Source organism: Paenibacillus sp. FSL K6-1122 (genome assembly GCF_037977015.1).
In the GTDB taxonomy this organism is placed as follows: Bacteria; Bacillota; Bacilli; order Paenibacillales; family Paenibacillaceae; genus Paenibacillus; species Paenibacillus amylolyticus.
Genome location: NZ_CP150272.1, coordinates 6,852,199 through 6,871,850 on the forward strand (window position 1 = coordinate 6,852,199; position 19,652 = coordinate 6,871,850).

The window sequence follows — 19,652 nt, forward strand, 5'->3', positions numbered from 1 at the left end:
CTCGGGTTGCCCATGATGGATAATCCAAGTCCTGTTGTTTGTTGTGCCCATTTTATTTTTATATAACCAACTACGTTCAGATAAAACCTTAATTGGTTACATGTATTGATTTATCTCCAATCACTTCTTCTTCCGACTGCCAGCATTCCACTTCACCCGGAATATGAATCCGGTCCCGGGTAAAGACGGGATCACGACCTTCAGCCTTTTGTTTCTTGTAGTCCTTCAACGCTTCGAAAGTCACCTTGGACAGCATCAAAATTGCAATCAGGTTCACCACCACCATGAGCCCCATGAACAGGTCCGCCAAATCCCATACCAGCTGCACTTTGGCTACCGCACCAAACACCACCATCGCGATAACGCAAATACGGTATACCCACAGCCAAACTTTGTTGGATTTGATAAACTCAATGTTGGTTTCTCCATAGTAATAATTTCCGATTAGTGTACTGAAGGCAAACAGGAACACCATAACCGCCAGGAATCCCGATGCCCATGAACCAATATGTACACTTAATGCAGCCTGAGTTAATTCAATGCCTCCCAGATTGGAACCTTTGTATACCCCGGATAGCAAAATAATCATGGCTGTGCTTGTACATATCACTAACGTATCTGTCAGCACGCCAAACGCCTGAATAAGTCCCTGTTTCACCGGATGTGTTGTATCCGCCGTTGCAGCAGCATTCGGGGCGCTACCCATGCCCGCCTCATTGGAGAACAATCCGCGTTTCACACCGTTCATCAGCGCAGCGCCTAAAGTTCCGCCAGCCACCTGTTCGATGCCAAAGGCATTTTTGACAATCAACGCAATCATGGCCGGAAGCTGGGTAATGTTCGCCAGCACCACAAAAGCCGCTACCCCAATGTACAATACGGCCAGTACAACAACGATGTATTCCGATGCTTTTGCAATCCGTTTGACGCCGCCCATAATAATTCCTGCAAATATCACTGCCATAATGATACCCACCGTTAACCGATCCGTGCCAAATGAGTTCTCAAATGCAACAGTAATCGTGTTAGACTGCACCGCATTAAAAACCAAACCAAATGAAAGCGTAATGAGAATGGCAAATAAAATCCCCATCCAGCGTTTGCCCAATCCACGTTCCATATAATATGCAGGACCGCCGCGGAATCCGCCCTTATCCTTCACTTTATAGATCTGAGCCAGCGTACTCTCCACAAAACTGGAGGCTGATCCGATAATTGCAATGATCCACATCCAGAATATAGCCCCAGGTCCCCCCAGTGCGATCGCCAGTGCAATACCAGTAATATTCCCTGTACCTACACGGGCCGCCATACTAATACAGAACGCCTGAAAAGGTGAAATTTTGCCTGGTTCCTTGCTTTTTGGCTCTCGAAGCACCTTTACCATATCTCCAATCATGCGGAATTGCATGAATCGGGTCTTGGTGGTGAAGTATATACCACATACTACCAATAATATAATTAACACTTTGGACCATAGAAAATCATTGAAAATGACGACAATATCTTGTATTGTTTGCTCCATCGGTATGCCCCTTTTTATGGTGTATTTCAAGCACAGAGATGGTTACGCGAAAAGTTTGTACCATTCTGCACAACACTAGCCCCAGACTTCGGGATGTTACTTATACTACAAGGGCATCTACGGAAATCGACAAATACCTACATGCAATCTATACATTTATTTTAAAAACGGGCTTTGATCGCCCTATCATTGTCATTTAACCTGACATGTCAGGTTCTATGCAAGAAGGAAAGGAACGATTACACTGGAACGAGAGTTCATCGCGGCGTTAACCGCCTTTACCATAGATTTATCAATCACACCATTCGCAGAGAAAGGGAATGACTGACATGCGTTATTTTATCGTGGATGATGATCCTGGCGTTCGTTCCATGTTGATGGATATTATTGAGGATGAAGGCCTGGGCGATATTGCCGGGGAAGCTGAGGACGGAGCACATATTCACGCGGAACTATTGGAACTGCATAAGGTGGATGTACTGCTGATTGATCTGCTGATGCCCCAACGAGACGGGATTCAGACTGTGCGAGCGCTTGAAGGAAGGTTCGAGGGCAGGATCGTCATGATCTCTCAGATCGAGTCGAAAAATATGATCGGTGAAGCCTATTCACTAGGCATTGAATATTATATTACGAAGCCGATTAACCGGTTGGAGATTCTATCTGTTCTGCGGTTGGTGAGCGAAAGGCTTCGGATGCAGCAATCCATCGCAGATATTCAGCGGACATTGCAGGGATTGTCCGGTTTAAATTCTACCGAACGTGCTGAAGCTCCGGTTCCGGACAAAACAATCACGACTGCAGGACATTTCCTGCTGTCCGAGATGGGCATGATCGGCGAAGCGGGCAGCAGGGATCTGCTGGACATGCTGGAATATCTGGAGCAGGTAGAGACAGATGAACATAAGCTGTCCCCCTATACGTTCCCATCCCTCAAAGACATCTTCCAGAATGTAGCGATACGTAAACTGGGAGAAGACGCCTCTCTCGCAGAGGTGAACAAGGAGATCAAGGCATCGGAACAACGTGTTCGCCGTGCCATCTTCCAGACTCTGAGCCATGTGGTTTCTCTGGGATTAACCGATTATACACATCCCAAGTTCGAGAACTATGCATCCAAATTTTTCGATTTTACCGAAATTCGCAAGAAAATGCTGGAGCTGCAAAACAACGTGGAGCCTTCCTTGTCCCAGACACGCATTAATACGAAAAAATTCGTACAGGTCCTTTATTTGGAAGCCAAACGATTACTGCATTAAACAGATGCATGATGGATACGATGCAAAAACAAACGGGCATGAATATTACACCGGTAGGATACCGCCTCTTCAACTGAGGCTGTCCATACCGGCTATATTCATGCCCGTCTGTACGATCAAGCGTTACAATCTATGTGATTTGTTCCGTGTATAAAATTAAAATCGCTTTGGGTTTAGGCCCGTGAATGGTTTCGGCTAATTCGGTTATACTCATTAATCAATTCGTCCAATGCCATAGACTGCCGAATCACATCGGGATGCCCAAGACCACCCTTGTTATGCTCTACCAGCATATGAAGGTTATGTCTGGCCTTCTCTATTTTATTTTTCAAATCCAAACTCATAACCATGACCCCTGATACCTCCTTATTCTGTGAACCATTTTAGTTTTTCCTGTCAATCTATAGTTGGATTAACATATGGCATAGGAGACAAGGATGTTTTGTATTCTTCTCCAAATTTTGATAAAGATTATTTTATCACACTAGAGCTTATCCGAAAATGGCTGATATGACGCAATTTTAGTGGTAACACCGAGGGTTGGATTCTAACGTCTGGCCTCATCATTCACGGCCAGAACGGATTGTGTCGTAAATGTGTATATTGAAAAAACAAAAAGTCTATTGGTTTAAAAGGTAATAAAATCCCTTTCCATAATGGGGTCATTCAGGTACAATAGGGCGATGTGTGTGTCCGGACCCGGCGGATGCAAATGATGTAATGTAGAGGACGGCCAACGACGGCCATTGATCCTGATTTGATATTATTGGAGGCTTATCATCACCATGCAGACCGATTCACAGACTAAAGTCAAAATTGTTAACGCCGATCCCAGCGCAATGGGATTATTTGGGTTGGCTATCGTAACCCTGGTCGCTTCTTCCCAAAAGCTTGGCATTACAGAAGGACTTAGCTACGCTATTCCTTGGGCGATCTTCCTGGGTGCTTTTGCCCAGTTATTCGCATGTATTCAAGATTCCAAACGCAACAATACCTTTGGCACAACAGCTTTTGGCGCGTACGCATTCTTCTGGTTTGCCATGGCTGCCAACTGGATGATCAAAATGGGCGTATTTGGCTCCACTCTCGCTGAACAGGCCGATGGCAAGCAACTCGGATTTGCTTTTGCCGGATACCTCGTATTCACCCTGTTCATGACGATTGGTGCTATTGAAGCGAATAAAGTATTGCTTATCATCTTCATTCTGATTGACTTCCTGTTCCTTGGCTTGACCTTTGACGCTTTCGGCGTAGCTCCTCACATTTTCCACACCATTGCAGCATACGCTGAACTGGCGATCGGAATTGTGTCCCTGTATGGTACAGGTGCTTCGGTACTGAACGCTCACTTCGGTTATGCGTTCTTGCCGATCGGCAAACCGTCCGGCATTTTCAAACCCAAGGCTTAATATACAGCAGTAAACCGCCAGCGCGCCGGTCCGCGCTGAACTGCACCCCAATTGTTAGACACAACTACCAATTGGAGGTGCAGTTTTTTTTATGACCAAATTTAGCACAAATGTAAAAGTACAGCTGTTATGCGTTATGAAAAGGGTTAGGCGCCCTTCAACCAAAGAAAAAGGGGCGCTCATCCATGAAAAAAGGAACTAAAGCACAGAAGGATAAAACGCTAGTAGAAGGATCTGTAGAGGCTTTACAAGCAGAGGTAGAGCGTTTGAAAATGGAGAATCCTGATTTAAAAAGTTGAATGCCTCGGTTCGAAGCAAGGAAAAATCACCAAACAAGACAAAGCTCAAGTAGTCTATGAACTAAGGAACGAATTTTCGGTAAAAGCACTTCTACAGCTAGCAGATATCCCTCGTAGCGCGTATTATTACGTGGTAAAAGCGTTTGGTACGCTAGACAAGGATTAGAGCTAAAAGACATGATACAAGCGATTTATAAGGAGCATGAGGGATGCTATGGTTATCGTCGTATTCGTGACGAGTTAATCAATCATGGACACCATGTGAATCATAAAAAGGTACAGCGTTTGATGAAAGTATTGGGATTAAAGTGTTTGGTACGTATGAAGAAATATCGTTCGTATAAAGGGACGATTGGCAAGATTGCATCGAACCTATTAGAACGCAATTCCCACGCTGAAAGGCCAAACGAGAAGTAGGTTTACGGACATTACAGAGTTTAAATTGTTCGGAGAAAAACTATATTTATCTCCCATACTTGATCTGTATAACGGAGAAATCATTACATATACGATTGGTTCAAGACCAATCTACTCCCTTGTTTCAACGATGTTAGATCGAGCATTTTGCAGTTTAACAAATAAAGATAAACTCCTTATTCATTTGGATCAAGGCTGGCACTACCAGATGAGATCGTATCGTCATGCCCTTGAAGAACGTGGCATCTCGCAAAGTATGTCCCGTAAAGGTAACTGTTACGATAACGCCGTCATGGAGAACTTCTTTGGCAACATGAAGTCCGAGTTTTTGTATTTAAAGGAATTTGAAAATATCTCACATTTTAAACATGAACTATCCAAATACATCGATTATTACAACAACAAACGCATTAAGACAAAACTAAAAGACATGAGTCCGGTACGGTACCGGATTCATGCAGCAGGATTGGCTCCTTTTTCTTCTTTGGAACTCATATAATGCTCCTATATCCAGCTTCCCCAACGATCCTCAATTACCCACATTTAGTCTTTAATTTACAAATTTTACAATATGTCCACCTTTATTGATCCCAAACTATTGACAAACTAATGAAATGTCAAACCTTCTTCCACCCACAGACGATTCCCTCTTACTACGTTTATTTGATTGCATCAAAAAATCCTCTCCGATTTCCAGTGTTAAGTTCATATTAATATGAACTCTTTTTTCACTATCTACCTTGAGAGGATAACACCACGTTGTTGTCTCACTAGTCTTCCAGAACAATCACAGGAAAGTCATATACATAGGAGAAGATTGTAAAGATTATTAGGCAAAGTAAAATAAGTCTCCAGCTTAATCTATTAATACGATATGGTATTAAATAAAAATATAGAAGTATAATTGCCCAAACAAGCAACACGCCAAATGTTTGGGTGAATATTGAAGGTCCAAACAAATTTCCCGAAATTAAAATGAGTGCAAAACTACCAATTTGAAACCCAACTAACAAAAATAAAACGGTTATTATAGCGAAAAGAGTATGCTTATTCATAATATTCCTCCTTTTTACAAAAATTCATTGTTTAAACTGTATAGTAATGATATTATAATCTTGTTTCTATTACAATATCTGGAGGATTATCTATTATGAAAAAAGTTTCACTAGCCCTTCTTTCTAGCTTTACAGCTTATTCAATTTTTGCTTCTGCTGTTGGAGCATCATCAATCTCCGATGCTAATATTAGTGCCGAAATGCTAGAAAGTAGAGTGGAGCAATTAGCTCAAACAGATTTTAATAACTATGTTACAATTAATGAATTTGAAAGCGAATTGTCTTCATTTCTAAACAATGTTGTTCTGGTGAAAGAGTACCAGTACTTTACTCCTGAAGAAGTAGAGAAATGGGAAATTCTATCTTCCAACTTTCAAGCCATTCAATCTTCAATTGCACCTGCTCAAACTGCTTCGACTGCATCTCTTAATGCAGCAGTAAATAATACATACCCAAATTTACAGAGAGATATTGAGGGAGCAATTGTGACTAGCAAGTATGGTGCAGTAGTCCTTGCTGGAGTATATGTTGCAACTGACCGAGCTAACGAGGAACAACAAGTATACAAAAACAGATATGGCTTTACAACTACACAGGAAAATGAAGTTGACGCCTTTAGACACTTCTCATGGAACTATCATTTAACGGATACAATTACGATTACTAGAGGTGCTGCTACCTTTATAGCTGATAATCATGAATTCTCTGCTTTTGGTGTTAGATATGCAGAAAACAATTTTCCTACTGCTACTGCAGCTACAAAACTCGCACAGGGGATCTACTATACAAATAAAGTAAAAGGCGAAACCAATACAGCAAGTAAATTCAAATCTTTATTTGTTAACTCAAATTTTATGGATTTCAATAACAATGAAGCTGGCCGGGCTTATGAAAGCAAGGGATATAAAGACAATTACGAAGCGTTTGCAGCAGCAAAATCAAATGGACATGTAACTACTAGTCCAAGCCAGTGGACGTCTAGTAAATTATCAAGTAGAGCATATGATATTTACTCTGGAGCATTCAAATACTAGAAATAAAAATCGTGAAACTTGCCTGTAATTGATCAAATAGTTTTCATCACTTATCCATTCCTAAATTTATTCACCCTCTTTGTCATAATTAGTTTAAAGACTCTCGAATAATTCCGACCGTTTCCCAACACTCTAATGGGAAACGGTCTTTTAGTTTAAATGAAGTGTAGTTTAAACGTATCAGTATATTAAAAATACTACTTCATCACAACCGTTACTCCCCCCACATAAGCTTTTCAAGCTACTTGGTTGATTATACCGTTTAAGAAAATCTGAACATTTTGAGCTTTAGTTCGAGCACTCTAACTTTTATTAGGCTTACGGGTTTCCAGACCCTCTACAAACACTTTATTACATGCTTCTATATCCATAAGATCACTTGTACCACTCCGTGCTTTCTGCATACAGAATTATATTCGATGTCACCTCGCTCAATTTCTTCAAGGATAGCCACTTTACCCGAAACAGTATATGATTATCTAACAGTAAACCACCCTCTCAAAACCAGGCTTTAATTATTCCCCTCTTTACCGTTAGAGGAGTAACCTAGGGATAACAGATCAAAAATAGACCCTACAACACATGAAATAAAATGTCACAGCAGCCATACTGTAAGGAGGAAAAAAGCATGAGAGAGATACCGAAACCAACGGAGATGGATCAGGTGGAGAAAAAATATGTACGCGAAACACGTTGTTTCAAGACGGCACGGGTGTTCCCAACCGATGTCAACAATCATAATACGTTATTCGGCGGCAAGCTGATGTCCTACATCGATGATATTGCATCCATTGCCGCTTCCAAGCTATGCCGGGTCAATACTGTAACGGCTTCAACCGACTCTGTCGATTTCCTGTACCCGATTAATCCAACGGATTCGGTTACACTTGAATCGTTCGCGTCCTGGACAGGACGAAGTTCCATGGAGATTTTTGTGAAAGTGATTCGAGAGGATCTGAAGACCGGAGAGAAGAAAATTGCGGCGACTGCATTTCTGACCTTTGTGGCCTTGGACGAAAATAATCGCAAACTGATCGTACCCCGCATTATCCCGGAGACGGAAGAAGAGAAGAAACTATACGAGACCGCTCCGGATCGGGCGGCCATGCGGAAACAACGGCGGGAAGAGAGCAAGAAATTCGCTGACTTCCTGACCGTTACTTATCCTTGGGAATAAAAACACGCTAAACAATAACAAGATGGAACACCAGCATTACATTATCTGGTCGATGCCGGATAGATGGACACCGCTCTGCTATCCGGCAGTTCACCACCCATGGAGACACACCACTGCTGATAGATGCGATACGCTGCACCACTCTCCAGTAATCCCTGACACGTGTATATGCCCTCTTCGATGGAATTGACACGCCCCGCCGCATACAAGCGGAAACCTCCATTTAACAAGACCTGATTCACAAAAGCAATATGACCCTCACCGCTTAACACGCTTTCCGCCACTTCAAGCTGCTTCGCAGCCGTCCAGACCAGCTCCGGCACGGGCATATCCAGTTCATAGGCTGTAGGATCAACCAGTTCCAGCTTCATATCACCGTCTTCCACGGCGTATACGCGGGTTGGCCGATCAATATACAGATCCTCAGAACCTTCCATCCCCTGTACAACATAAGCACGCCGATAGTTAAACCGGGTGAGCAACTTCGCAATCCGATCCAGAAAGGTATTATGAAACACACCAAACACCAAATACGGTGAATGGTTATAATCAATCAGTTTCTCTGCTGTGTTAAACACCGTTCGAAAACCCAACTCTTCCCGTAACGGACGAAGCTTACGAAGAGGTTCGCACCAATCCTCGGAGGATACGTACATGACACCCGAACGCAATGCAGCGCTCCGTGCATCTTCCCGATCCATTTTACGTGTATCAATTCCTGCTTCCTTTAACAGAACCGACAGCGTAACTCCCCATTTGGGTGGTAAAGGATCACTCCCGTGCAAAGTCACCGGCAACCCGGCCGCCGCGAGTACAAATGCAACCGGAAACGTGGCCATGAACGACTTCGTCCGTCCATCATAAGGACCGGCACAGTCCAAACCGTCCTGAAATACGGAGAAACGTTCCGCACTGTTACGACATGCATGAACAAAAGCTTCCAGTTCCTCGACGTTTTCCATTTTCATACGTTCAGCCATTAGAAACGCAGCCGTCTGGGCAGGGGAAACCTCCTGTTTCAGGATTTTCTCTGCTACAGTCAGTGCCTCTGTATAATTCAGATCACGCGAGCCTCGTTTCCCACGTCCGACCTCTCGGAGTATCTGAGACATATCCATGGAGAATCCTCCTTCCAACTAAGACTGGAGCAGTTGATGGGCCTTCACAATCGCTGTGGCTACATCGACCATCCGTTTGCGTTCATCCATCGCTTTCTTGCGTAACAGGTCATAGGCTTCGGCCTCCGAGATCTGCTTCAGATCACTAAGGATAGCCTTCGCCATATCAATCCACTTCCGATCCTCCAGCCTGGATTGCAACTGCTTCCGTTCCTGCTCCCACTGTTTGCGTTCCATGTAGCGTCGGGCTGCAAAGTGAAGAGTCCAGTGAATCTCGGGCCCAGTCATGGACGGTGTAAGTATTCCATCAAATGAAGTTTCGACCTCGCAGGATTCTGCGGAGGAAGAGGCTGTATCTGGCGCGCACCACCAAAGCAGCGGTGAATCCGACTTCCCCTTTCCCAGGCAGTTCACCCAGTACTCCACATCAGCCAGCGACAGATGCAAAATGGACGCTTCGGCCACACGAGCTAGCTTCACCGCTTCCGCTTCACTGCCCGCAACCTGTACATGGTACCCGTTTGCTCCCAGCAGCCTCTCCGGTGTCAGAGGGATTGCATCGGATGAGGCAGCTATCGTTGGTTGAACACGGATGACCAATAAAGATCGCATGATGGATCAATCCCTCCCTATTGCGTATAATCAGAGTCCATATCATTTAAGACGTTAATACACGAAAGCGATAAACATGTTATATTACCTAACAAAAAATAAGTGGTGACGATTATGCGTCTTATTTTTAACATTAGAATGATCTTTTCATGCCTCATCATGTTGCAATTAAAAAGGGTGAAACACTATACATGGCACCTTTTCTACAGTATTTATCGTATCCAGCGTGCTAACGTTATCTAGAAGCCTTTAAACTAAGAAGATATACTCGTAAAACTTCGTCGTCCATTCGATATTCCAATAAACTCATGTAAACATAATTAACTTTAAATTTCAAATACTTTTTTATGTTAACTATATTGACATGGTTAGATCGATCTTTTATAGTTAAGCCATAACAACTCCATATTTGAATCGATCACAGTTACAACGGCGTAGCTGGTTGAAACGGCAATGAAGCCTGTTTTGCAATCTCGGAGCAAGGGATGCGTATGTATATGCGCAGTCCTCCGAGGCATAACAGGCTTTTTCGATTTTAGAGACAAGGTTTTGAGGCAGTTTGCAGAATGGACCTAAGGGGGCTAATCATAATGAGTACAACGAAAAAACTGGTGCTGGTCGGCAATGGCATGGCGGGAATCCGCACAATCGAACATATCCTTAAGCTTGCTCCACACGCTTATGAAATCACAGTCTTCGGCGCAGAGCCGCATCCCAACTACAACCGGATCATGCTATCCTCTGTACTGGCAGGCGGAACATCCATCGAAGATATCGTAATCAACGAGTGGAGCTGGTACGAAGATAACGGCATTCGGGTGCACCCGGGTGACCCGGTCGTTCAGATCGATACCAAGCGCAAGGAAGTTGTATCTCAAAATGGTGTACGCGCAGCCTATGATGAGCTGATTATGGCAACCGGTTCACAAGCGTTCATCCTCCCGCTTCCCGGCGCTAACAAGGAAGGCGTAATCGGATTCCGAGATATTAAAGACTGTGAGACCATGATGGCAGCATCACAAAAGTATCGCAAAGCTGCCGTCATTGGAGGTGGATTGCTAGGACTTGAAGCAGCGCGGGGGCTGCTCAATCTGGGCATGGACGTCACGGTCATCCATATTAACGGTCATCTGATGGACCGGAACCTAGATTTGCCGGCAGGTCTGATGCTCCAGCGTGAGCTTGAAGAACAGGGCATGAAGTTCCTTTTGAACAAACATACCGAAGAAATCACAGGCAAACATCGAGTGAAGGCCATTCGTTTTACTGATCAAACGGTGCTTGAAGCGGATCTGGTTGTCATGGCTGTCGGGATTCGCCCTCAGATTGAACTGGCTCGCAATACCGGCCTCGATGTGAATCGTGGAGTCATTGTAGATGATTATATGCATACCAGCATCCCTGGTATATCTGCCGTCGGCGAATGTGCAGAACACCGCGGTATTGCCTACGGACTGGTTGCTCCATTATATGAACAAGGTATGGTACTTGCGAAACGTCTGGCTGGCGCGGCAACCGAAGGATACGAAGGTTCAGTCACTTCTACCAAGCTGAAAGTATCCGGTGTGGACGTATTCTCTGCCGGACAATTCAAAGACGCTGCGGACACTCGCAGCATTCGCATTCAGGATGACGTTGATGGTGTGTACAAAAAGATGGTGATCAAGGATGGGCAGCTCATTGGAGCTGTATTGTTCGGGGATACCACGGATGGCGCATCGCTGTTTTCCCTCATTAAAAGTGGTGAGAAAATCAGTGGTCGGGAGAAAGAAATTTTGCTCGGTGTACCTTCCGGTGGTTCAGGCTCGGGTCCATCTGTCGCAGAACGAATGGCGAGTATGCCGGATGACGAGATCGTCTGTGGTTGTAACGGTGTTACCAAATCTTCCATCGGGGACGCCGTTCTGAATAAAGGCTGTAATACACTCGGTGCAATCAAATCCTGTACCAAAGCCTCCGCTTCTTGCGGTGGGTGCAAACCTATTATCGAAAACCTGCTCACGTATTATGCCGGCGATAATGTAGGTGAACAGACCAAAGAAGGCATCTGTGGCTGTACATCCTATGATCGGGATGAGATTGTTGCTCAGATCAAGGAGATGGGACTCAAAAGCGTTAAGGAAGTCATGAACGTTCTCGGGTGGAATGAACCGGAAGGTTGCTCCAAGTGCCGTCCTTCCCTCAACTATTATCTCGGTATGATCTGGCCGGCTGAATACACAGATGAGCGTGTATCCAAATTCACCAACGAACGTTATCACGCCAATATCCAGAAAGACGGTACCTACTCCGTTATTCCACGGATCTATGGTGGTGTCACTTCCCCGGCGGAATTGATCAAGATTGCAACTGTCGCAGAGAAATACGATGTGCCGTTGGTGAAATTCACGGGTGGGCAACGACTCGATCTGCTCGGTGTACAGAAAGAGAACCTGCCGAAGATCTGGGAGGAACTCGATATGCCTTCCGGTTTTGGTTATGGCAAGGCGCTTCGTACGGTGAAGACTTGTGTAGGTAATACGTTCTGCCGATTCGGCACACAGGATTCCATTGAGATGGGTATTCGTCTGGAGAAAAAACTCGACAAGATGGTGGCTCCGGCCAAAGTGAAACTCGCTGTCTCCGGATGTCCGCGGAACTGTGCTGAAGCAACCATCAAGGATCTGGGTGTTGTCGCCATTGATGGCGCTTGGGAGATTCATGTTGGCGGTAACGCGGGAGTCAAGGTTCGTGCAGCCGAGTTGCTCTGTACGGTGAAGACCGATGCGGAAGTGGAAGAGTGGACTTACTCTTACCTGCAATATTATAGAGAGAACGCAAAATGGAATGAGAGAACAGCGGCTTGGATTGAACGGGTTGGTCTGGATCATGTGAAGGAAGCATTGGCGGATCGGGATGTACGTCTCACTCTGGTTGAACGTCTGGAAGTTACACTGGGTCACACGGTTGATCCTTGGAAAGAAATCATTCAAGACGAGAAATTGCGTAAAAACTTCACCCCACTGTCCGGTGCCGAGCCGGTAACCCACTAGAAGAGGAGGAACAGCGATGAACAAATTCCGAATTGGACACCTTGCAGATATTGATGAAAAGGGAGCACGGACCTTCCTGATACAGGATACGGAAATTGCAGTGTTCAAACTGAGCGACGGAAGTCTGCATGCCGTCGAGAATCGCTGCCCTCACAAGGGCGGCAAGCTGTCGGAAGGCATGGTATGCGGGACGGCCGTTCATTGTCCTTTACATGATTGGAAGATTGATCTGCGTAGCGGCAAGGTACACGAGCCGGATGAAGGCTGCTTGAATACCTACAAAACAGAAGTGGACGGCAACAGCGGAGAAATCTTCATCACAATTGCAGGTTAAAGGCTAGAGATACCCTGACATCAAGGAGGCGTGCGCTATGGATTTTGTTAAACCTGCAGAAGTGCTGCAATCGATGGTCGAAGCTGGTGAGAACAAATCCAGAATGAATCGGGTACAGATGCTGATCCGCGGTTTTCTGGCGGGGGCTATTCTTGCCTTTGCAACCACACTGGCATATACCGCTGTATCTCAAACTTCCGTTGGTTTGGCAGGTGCACTGATATTCCCGGCGGGATTTGTCATCATTATTCTGCTGGGTCTCGAATTGGTGACAGGAAACTTTGCGATGCTTCCACTCGCAGTGTTGAAACGCAGAATTACATGGATGGATATGCTTCGAAATTATTTTTGGGTGATCACAGGACATCTGCTCGGATGTGCATTCTATGCTCTCTTATACGGCCTGACCATTACCAGGATGGGTACGGATATGAGCAACCCTCTAATTCAAACGCTGATCCAGAACAGTGAAACCAAAACATTGGGGTATCAGCACTTGGGTGGGGATGGCATTGTACTGGTCATCATCAAAGCCATTCTATGTAACTGGATGGTCACACTCGGGGCAGTGATGGCAATGACGTCCACTTCTACACTGGGCAAAATCGTAGCGATGTGGCTGCCCATTACCATATTTTTCGCTCAGGGATTTGAGCATGCTGTGGTAAATATGTTTGTCATCCCGGCAGGCATGATGCTCGGTGCACAGGTCACTATGGCTGACTGGTGGCTATGGAATCAGATCCCGGTGTTGTTGGGTAACCTCATTGGCGGAGCTGTATTTACAGGCCTCGGTCTATATGCTGCACACCACTGGGGGAATCCGGTGAAACTATCGACGAAACTGGCAACCATTCAGGGTGGTCGTTCAGGATTGGCAAGTTCTGATGCTGCACCGAAATTGGGGACACGATCATGAGCCGGGGCCTGGTTAGTATTGTTGGCGCTGGTCCTGGAGATCCGGAACTGATTACGGTAAAAGCCCTGAAACGTATTCAGTCCGCAGATGTCATTATGTATGATCGGCTTGTGAATGATCAATTGCTCGCTGAAGCTCGTGAAGGAGCACTCCGCATCTACTGCGGCAAGGCTCCAGGCCTTCATTCCATGAGTCAGGAGATGATTGGACGGATGCTGGCTGCCCATGCAGCGGAAGGCAAACAAGTCGTAAGACTCAAGGGTGGCGATCCGTTCATCTTTGGCCGTGGTGGTGAAGAAGCGCTTGTGCTGGCGGAAGCAGGGATTGCATTTGAGATCATTCCTGGCATCACTTCAGCTGTAGGTACATCCGCTTCATCCCTTATTCCGTTAACCCATCGCGGGGTTGCTTCATCCTTCGCATGTGTCACGGGAACCGGCAGTGATGGAAGTGTATCTTCGGTCCGCTGGGATCTACTTGCCCATAGTGTGGATACACTGGTCATCTACATGGGTATTAGCCAACTGCCCCAGATTCAACATGAATTGCTTCACCATGGCAAAAGTGGACACACCCCTGCGGCTTTAATCGAACGAGGAACCACTTCGGAGGAACGGATTATTACCGGCACACTTGCCGAACTCCATTCCCTCGCCCTGTTACATCAAGTGAATAATCCGGCATTGATTATGGTCGGAGAGTCCGTTCTGATCCGCGAACAGCTGCTTCAGATGCAACAGGCCGCGAATGCCTCCATGACCGGATAATCCGGTACTTAATCTAACAGCATACGCTCGTGAATAGTCCGACCCTTCTGCCCTGGTTCAATCAGCAGACGGGTCGGTTTGATGTTAATCAGCGCCGTAAGCTGCTCTCCCATATAATGCGCAGAATACTTGAATCCAATCTCCGCCCAATGCATGATTACCCCTACTGTTGCAGATACCAGATAACTTAACATGATGTCGTAATTAATCGTCCACTCACTATCCTCGGTCACCAATACAAAATCTTCGGTTAGATACGTTCTAAACATATTGCACAGCCGGGAGCTCATATCTGAATGCATCGTTATTAATGCACGAAAGATATCCTGATGGGCTTCAATATATTCGAATACAGGCATCGTGGATGGCAGCAATGCAGTCATGTCCACTTCTGTAAGCTGTGCGTATGGTTCTGCATAAGCTCGCCCCACTCCCTGCATGAAATCATCCAGAATGAACTGCAACAACTCCGGTTTGCCGGGAAAATGTAAATAGAAGGTTCCCCGGTTGTAATCCGCCCGTTCCGTAATATCCCGGATTGTGAGGGCATCCGCTCCCTTCTCTAATATCAAAGAAACCGCCGCAGCGATGATCGCATCCTGCGTTCTTCGTGCTCTCCGGTCCTGAGGATGTTCAATGATCAACATTTTCGCCTCCTTTGTTCATTATTGTAATATAAATGAACACCGCTTACACCTCTGTCCGATAGCTGACATATGCGATGTCAATGATTATTGTCACATTGCTATGTATATCTTAACATTGAGACAGGAAAGATAGACGACAGGTTGAAACTTTTTTTGAGAAATACCTGCCAATAATGAATAAGGAGCGGATATATCATGAGTACATCTTATAAACATACAGCCGTTATTACAGGAGCAGCCGGGGGCATTGGTAAAGAATTGGCACGCCGCCTTGCTGAGCGCAAAATTAACTTGGTTCTGGTGGACCTGAATGAAGAAGCTATCCAACAGACGATTACTGATCTGAACCTCGACAAAGAGCACGTCATCGCCGTAAAAGCGAACGTATCCCAAGAAGCAGACGTGAAAAACTATGTGCAAAAAGCATTAGATGCTTTTGGTCGAATCGATTATTTTGCCAACAATGCCGGAATTGAAGGTCCAACAGGGCTGATCGAAGACCTGAGTGTTGAAGCACTCGACACCGTATATAACGTCAACATTCGTGGAGTATTCCTGGGTCTGCAAAATGTCATTCCAGTGATGAAAAAACAAAAATCCGGTGCGATTCTTAATACCTCTTCCCTCGCGGGTCTGATGGGTGCACCTGCTGTATCTCCATATATTATGTCCAAACATGCCGTAGTTGGTCTCACGCGTACCGCTGCAAATGAACTGGCACCTTATAATATCCGAGTTAACGCTGTATTGCCAGGTACAATCAATACACGCATGATGCGTCAGATCGAAGCTAATTCCGGTAACGTGGAAGATTATCAATCAGCAACCGTGTCCAGCATTCCAATGGGCCGTTACGGCGAACCGGAAGAAGTCGCTGCGGTAATGAACTTCCTGTTGTCCGAAGAAGCATCTTATGTAACAGCTTCCCTTTACACCGTAGATGGCGGTATGGTGGGTCAATAAGAAGCTATAAACGGTGGGATTGATAGGGATTGGGTCGATAGAACTTCAAGTCCATCCTTAGAAAAGTTATACCGACAGGTGTTCCCGAAGGGATGCCTGGTCACTACAATCTAAAAAAGGCCTCAACACCACAGTATTGTGGAGTTGAGGTCTTTTTGACAGTACAACACTTGCCATGCATTAGGCTGCATCTGTGAGATTTCACTTTTGAAACAGCCATTTAACGCCTCGTTGCACCATGTGATCACTCTAAGTTACTCTAACGAACCTAGGGCACCTTATTTCGGCAAAAAGCGCTTATTTCCCGAACTAACGAATCTCAGACACGCTAATTCCGCGGAAATGCTTTAACTGCATGGGAAAGTCCTAAAATCCAGAGAATAATGTGTCTGAGATTCGTTACATTCCCAAACGAGCGAGGAATACCCTTATAAGGCGTATCAGGTTCGTTAGATTTTGCCCGGATCACAGAAAGGCTTAATCGCTGGACTGAACAACCTACGCACACCAATAATCTAGCCCCTCATGCGCCGATCATCGATACAAATCTCCTTAAACCTCACGCCACAGTCCAAACTCCAAATCCACGCTTAACTTAATCGACGTATCCCGCGTGACCCTTGTCCATCAAGTAGTCCATCTCAGCATCTAGGATGCTTTCCACGGTCAACTCATCCAGCTTCACATCTTTACGACTAAGGATGTAGTCAGCCAGATCATCGCCGTCAATATCCACATCGTTACCTTTGGAATTTTCGTGCGCCTTGTTGATGTACGCTTGCTCATGCTTCAACACAAGGGCGATATTCTCCTGGCTTGCCTTCGTTTTATCTGCAATATATTGCATCATTTCTTGTTCGTTAATTGCGTTTGCTTCTGCCACGTTCAGTTCATCTCCTTGATTCATACATACTGTTGCCATTGTAGCATAGGTTAACCCATTACAGGCAGAACTTATGCCTGAAGTACAATTATAGAGCGGGAGCGAAGAATTAGTGTTGAGCCGAAACGTAGGTAGCATTTTTTCATACGCTGGCTCATCACTCTGCCCCTACGACAACCGCACGTAAAATGTAGCACCCTCTCCAACTACACTTCGAGCATACACCTCTCCTTTGTGCTGATCCACAATGGAACGAGCAATCGCAAGCCCCAGACCATGCCCACCATGTTTGCGGGCTCTTGACGAATCCGTACGATAGAATCGATCGAAGATCCGATCCAGATGTTCGGGTGCAATGCCTTCACCTGTATTGGATACGGCCAGCATGACATCATTATTCTGTTTCTGAAGGGTGACGTTTACGGCGCCTTTGGGACCGGAATACTTCACCGCATTATCGAGCAGGATCAGAATGACCTGTTTGATCTGCTCACTGTTCCCATGAACCGTAAGATTCGGCTCAATGTTGTAATCGAGGGAAATGTTTTTTTCAAATATAACGGCTTCCATCGGCAAAATAATACTCTCCACCGCATCGCTCATATTGAACTTCGCATGAATCATCGTTGAGCGTGAGTCATCCATCTGTGTCAGATAGAGCAGATCATTCGTAAGTCCGGTCATACGCTCAGTTTCAGACTTAATATAGTGAAGCCACTTCGCCTGGTTTGCTATAGTATCCTCCTGATTCGCAAGCAGTACGTCGGCATTGGTATTGATGATCGCCAGAGGTGTTTTCAACTCATGAGAAGCATCACCGATGAATTGTTTTTGCTTCTCAAACGCTTCTCTGACTGGTGAAATGGAGCGATTCGCAAAATAACGGCTCAGGAAGTAGATCACAATCAGCATCACCAGTCCGACAACTGCAAAGGTATAGATCAGATTCGTCAGAATACCTTGTTGCGCCGTCACATCAATGAATACGATCATGTGCCCGGCACCGCTCGGATCAACCACATAGGCCCAGTCCGTTCCATCCAGCGCAAATTGCCCCGTCTGCCGTTCCGAATCACCAACTTTATTCTGGTCAACCTTTTGTAACGCCTCGGTGTAGAACGTATCTTCCATATCAAATCGGGAATGTGTATCCGTAATCTTCCACTGTTCATCCGTCTTAATCATGAACGAAACGGAACGTGCCGGAGGTGAGTTGGGATCACCTCCCGGTCCTCCATTATCACCACCCATGGTATCGGAAGGAAACGAATCTGAACCAGAACTTGAACCAGAGCCTGTACTACCCCCTGTACCGGAACCCTGCCCTTCCCCGCGCGGCATCTTGGATGAATTATAAGGACTGTGATAGAAATCAGACACCTTGTACAACTCCATATTGGTCTCACGTTGCACATTCTGATAAGTAATCGTATAGATCGTCGCAAATGCCACCAGCATCATAATGGAGATGGACACCAGATTCACGATCAAGAATCGATTTCGAAGTTTCTTGAACATCAGGACGTCACCTCAAGTACATACCCCACACCCCGAATCGTGTTAATGCGGACGGCAGAGTTCAGGAAGGTTAATTTTTTGCGTAAAAAAGAGATATATACTTCCACATTGTTATACTCCACTTCCGAATCAAATCCCCATAACTTCTCAATAATCTGCTCTTTGGAGGTAATCGCCTGTTTGCGGGCAATCAACAGCTCCAGCAGTTCATTCTCCTTCAGATTCAGCTTAATCTCCTTACCCTGTACGCTCAGCTTCAGTTGAGTTGTATTCAGCTCAATGTCGCCAAACTTCAGCCCATCCTCGGGAACCACTTCACCCTTCCTCCGTAAAGCTGCTCGAATCCGGGCCAGCAATTCCTCTGTGGCAAACGGCTTGGCGATATAATCATCGGCACCATAATCGAGGCCTGTGACTTTGTCCGATAGTTCACCCTTGGCAGTAAGCAGAATGACAGGCGTATGATTGCCTTCACTGCGAAGTTTCTTCAGGACGGTGATCCCGTCCATCTCCGGCATCATGATGTCGAGTAGTAACAGGTCGTAGATGCCGCTCTGCGCATAATCCAATCCTGATCTGCCGTCGTGGACCATGTCCACGGAGTAGTTGTTTTTTTTCAAAATCTGCGATACAGCCTCTGCCAAATGAACCTCATCTTCCGCAATTAATATTCTCATCATCTAT

Annotated in this window: 17 protein-coding genes and 1 pseudogene; 10 read left to right on the plus strand and 8 right to left on the minus strand. The window is 45.5% G+C overall.

What is annotated here, in order from left to right; translation table 11 throughout:
• Positions 1–88 precede the first annotated feature (88 nt).
• On the minus strand, positions 89–1,525 hold the full coding sequence (locus tag NSQ20_RS30430; RefSeq protein ID WP_036612140.1) for an alanine/glycine:cation symporter family protein: 1,437 nt from the start codon (positions 1,523–1,525) through the stop codon (positions 89–91).
• Positions 1,526–1,854: 329 nt separating this feature from the next.
• Here NSQ20_RS30430 and NSQ20_RS30435 point away from each other — a divergent pair, with 329 nt between their 5' ends.
• On the plus strand, positions 1,855–2,784 hold the full coding sequence (locus NSQ20_RS30435; protein WP_036671639.1) for a response regulator: 930 nt from the start codon (positions 1,855–1,857) through the stop codon (positions 2,782–2,784).
• 173 nt (positions 2,785–2,957) lie between these two features.
• On the opposite strand, the gene NSQ20_RS30440 is transcribed toward NSQ20_RS30435, so the two are convergent.
• Positions 2,958–3,134, minus strand: coding sequence for an aspartyl-phosphate phosphatase Spo0E family protein (locus tag NSQ20_RS30440; RefSeq protein ID WP_017691636.1), 177 nt, complete (start codon positions 3,132–3,134; stop codon positions 2,958–2,960).
• 435 nt (positions 3,135–3,569) lie between these two features.
• Between NSQ20_RS30440 and NSQ20_RS30445 the strand changes: the two genes are divergently transcribed.
• From NSQ20_RS30445 to NSQ20_RS30460, 4 genes and pseudogenes are all read left to right on the plus strand, one after another.
• Positions 3,570–4,193: a GPR1/FUN34/YaaH family transporter gene (locus NSQ20_RS30445; protein WP_036671640.1), complete on the plus strand. Its 624-nt coding sequence runs from the start codon at positions 3,570–3,572 to the stop codon at positions 4,191–4,193.
• A 143-nt stretch (positions 4,194–4,336) separates the two neighbouring features.
• Positions 4,337–5,408 (plus strand): annotated as a pseudogene (locus tag NSQ20_RS30450) (IS3 family transposase); the annotation flags it as partial.
• Positions 5,409–6,059: 651 nt separating this feature from the next.
• Positions 6,060–6,998, plus strand: a complete 939-nt coding sequence (locus tag NSQ20_RS30455) for a hypothetical protein (RefSeq protein WP_036671642.1) — start codon at positions 6,060–6,062, stop codon at positions 6,996–6,998.
• A 664-nt stretch (positions 6,999–7,662) separates the two neighbouring features.
• Positions 7,663–8,175: an acyl-CoA thioesterase gene (locus tag NSQ20_RS30460; RefSeq protein WP_026081401.1), complete on the plus strand. Its 513-nt coding sequence runs from the start codon at positions 7,663–7,665 to the stop codon at positions 8,173–8,175.
• A gap of 41 nt (positions 8,176–8,216) precedes the next feature.
• On the opposite strand, the gene NSQ20_RS30465 is transcribed toward NSQ20_RS30460, so the two are convergent.
• The gene (locus NSQ20_RS30465; RefSeq protein ID WP_340031450.1) at positions 8,217–9,293 is read right to left on the minus strand and encodes an anthranilate phosphoribosyltransferase; all 1,077 of its coding nucleotides are present in this window, start codon (positions 9,291–9,293) and stop codon (positions 8,217–8,219) included.
• An 18-nt stretch (positions 9,294–9,311) separates the two neighbouring features.
• The gene (locus tag NSQ20_RS30470) at positions 9,312–9,905 is read right to left on the minus strand and encodes an ANTAR domain-containing protein (RefSeq protein WP_036671644.1); all 594 of its coding nucleotides are present in this window, start codon (positions 9,903–9,905) and stop codon (positions 9,312–9,314) included.
• Between the two features lie 590 nt (positions 9,906–10,495).
• Between NSQ20_RS30470 and nirB the strand changes: the two genes are divergently transcribed.
• The 4 genes from nirB to cobA are packed head-to-tail and all read left to right on the plus strand — an operon-like array spanning position 10,496 to position 14,957.
• Complete coding sequence (nirB, locus tag NSQ20_RS30475) at positions 10,496–12,937, plus strand: nitrite reductase large subunit NirB (protein ID WP_036671645.1); 2,442 nt, start codon at positions 10,496–10,498, stop codon at positions 12,935–12,937.
• 16 nt (positions 12,938–12,953) lie between these two features.
• Complete coding sequence (gene nirD, locus NSQ20_RS30480) at positions 12,954–13,271, plus strand: nitrite reductase small subunit NirD (RefSeq protein ID WP_036671647.1); 318 nt, start codon at positions 12,954–12,956, stop codon at positions 13,269–13,271.
• Between the two features lie 37 nt (positions 13,272–13,308).
• The gene (locus NSQ20_RS30485; RefSeq protein WP_036671649.1) at positions 13,309–14,190 is read left to right on the plus strand and encodes a formate/nitrite transporter family protein; all 882 of its coding nucleotides are present in this window, start codon (positions 13,309–13,311) and stop codon (positions 14,188–14,190) included.
• Positions 14,187–14,957, plus strand: a complete 771-nt coding sequence (gene cobA, locus NSQ20_RS30490; protein ID WP_036671651.1) for a uroporphyrinogen-III C-methyltransferase — start codon at positions 14,187–14,189, stop codon at positions 14,955–14,957. Before NSQ20_RS30485 ends, cobA begins: the two co-directional genes overlap by 4 nt.
• An 8-nt stretch (positions 14,958–14,965) precedes the next feature.
• On the opposite strand, the gene NSQ20_RS30495 is transcribed toward cobA, so the two are convergent.
• Positions 14,966–15,604 (minus strand): TetR family transcriptional regulator, encoded by a 639-nt coding sequence (locus NSQ20_RS30495; RefSeq protein WP_100528192.1) that lies wholly within the window; start codon positions 15,602–15,604, stop codon positions 14,966–14,968.
• A 195-nt stretch (positions 15,605–15,799) separates the two neighbouring features.
• On the opposite strand from NSQ20_RS30495, the gene NSQ20_RS30500 reads away from it, so the two are divergent.
• Positions 15,800–16,567: an SDR family oxidoreductase gene (locus NSQ20_RS30500; protein WP_036671654.1), complete on the plus strand. Its 768-nt coding sequence runs from the start codon at positions 15,800–15,802 to the stop codon at positions 16,565–16,567.
• Between the two features lie 595 nt (positions 16,568–17,162).
• Here the strand turns inward: NSQ20_RS30500 and NSQ20_RS30505 are convergent.
• The 3 genes from NSQ20_RS30505 to NSQ20_RS30515 form a co-directional block, all read right to left on the minus strand.
• Entirely contained in the window at positions 17,163–17,417 is a 255-nt protein-coding gene (locus tag NSQ20_RS30505) for a hypothetical protein (protein WP_036612324.1), read from the minus strand.
• A 201-nt stretch (positions 17,418–17,618) separates the two neighbouring features.
• Positions 17,619–18,968, minus strand: coding sequence for a HAMP domain-containing sensor histidine kinase (locus tag NSQ20_RS30510; protein ID WP_340031451.1), 1,350 nt, complete (start codon positions 18,966–18,968; stop codon positions 17,619–17,621).
• Complete coding sequence (locus NSQ20_RS30515) at positions 18,968–19,645, minus strand: response regulator transcription factor (RefSeq protein WP_036612327.1); 678 nt, start codon at positions 19,643–19,645, stop codon at positions 18,968–18,970. The genes NSQ20_RS30510 and NSQ20_RS30515 overlap by 1 nt, the downstream gene beginning before the upstream one ends.
• Between the last annotated feature and the right edge of the window lie 7 nt (positions 19,646–19,652).

Coding starts and splice junctions, on each gene's coding strand:
- NSQ20_RS30505 (WP_036612324.1), bottom strand. CDS start 17,417: ATGATGCAATATATTGCAGATAAAACGAAGGCAAGCCAGGAGAATATC.
- NSQ20_RS30435 (WP_036671639.1), top strand. CDS start 1,855: ATGCGTTATTTTATCGTGGATGATGATCCTGGCGTTCGTTCCATGTTG.
- NSQ20_RS30440 (WP_017691636.1), bottom strand. CDS start 3,134: ATGGTTATGAGTTTGGATTTGAAAAATAAAATAGAGAAGGCCAGACAT.
- cobA (WP_036671651.1), top strand. CDS start 14,187: ATGAGCCGGGGCCTGGTTAGTATTGTTGGCGCTGGTCCTGGAGATCCG.
- NSQ20_RS30515 (WP_036612327.1), bottom strand. CDS start 19,645: ATGAGAATATTAATTGCGGAAGATGAGGTTCATTTGGCAGAGGCTGTA.
- nirD (WP_036671647.1), top strand. CDS start 12,954: ATGAACAAATTCCGAATTGGACACCTTGCAGATATTGATGAAAAGGGA.
- NSQ20_RS30465 (WP_340031450.1), bottom strand. CDS start 9,293: ATGGATATGTCTCAGATACTCCGAGAGGTCGGACGTGGGAAACGAGGC.
- NSQ20_RS30500 (WP_036671654.1), top strand. CDS start 15,800: ATGAGTACATCTTATAAACATACAGCCGTTATTACAGGAGCAGCCGGG.
- NSQ20_RS30495 (WP_100528192.1), bottom strand. CDS start 15,604: ATGTTGATCATTGAACATCCTCAGGACCGGAGAGCACGAAGAACGCAG.
- NSQ20_RS30470 (WP_036671644.1), bottom strand. CDS start 9,905: ATGCGATCTTTATTGGTCATCCGTGTTCAACCAACGATAGCTGCCTCA.
- NSQ20_RS30455 (WP_036671642.1), top strand. CDS start 6,060: ATGAAAAAAGTTTCACTAGCCCTTCTTTCTAGCTTTACAGCTTATTCA.
- NSQ20_RS30445 (WP_036671640.1), top strand. CDS start 3,570: ATGCAGACCGATTCACAGACTAAAGTCAAAATTGTTAACGCCGATCCC.
- NSQ20_RS30510 (WP_340031451.1), bottom strand. CDS start 18,968: ATGTTCAAGAAACTTCGAAATCGATTCTTGATCGTGAATCTGGTGTCC.
- NSQ20_RS30430 (WP_036612140.1), bottom strand. CDS start 1,525: ATGGAGCAAACAATACAAGATATTGTCGTCATTTTCAATGATTTTCTA.
- nirB (WP_036671645.1), top strand. CDS start 10,496: ATGAGTACAACGAAAAAACTGGTGCTGGTCGGCAATGGCATGGCGGGA.
- NSQ20_RS30485 (WP_036671649.1), top strand. CDS start 13,309: ATGGATTTTGTTAAACCTGCAGAAGTGCTGCAATCGATGGTCGAAGCT.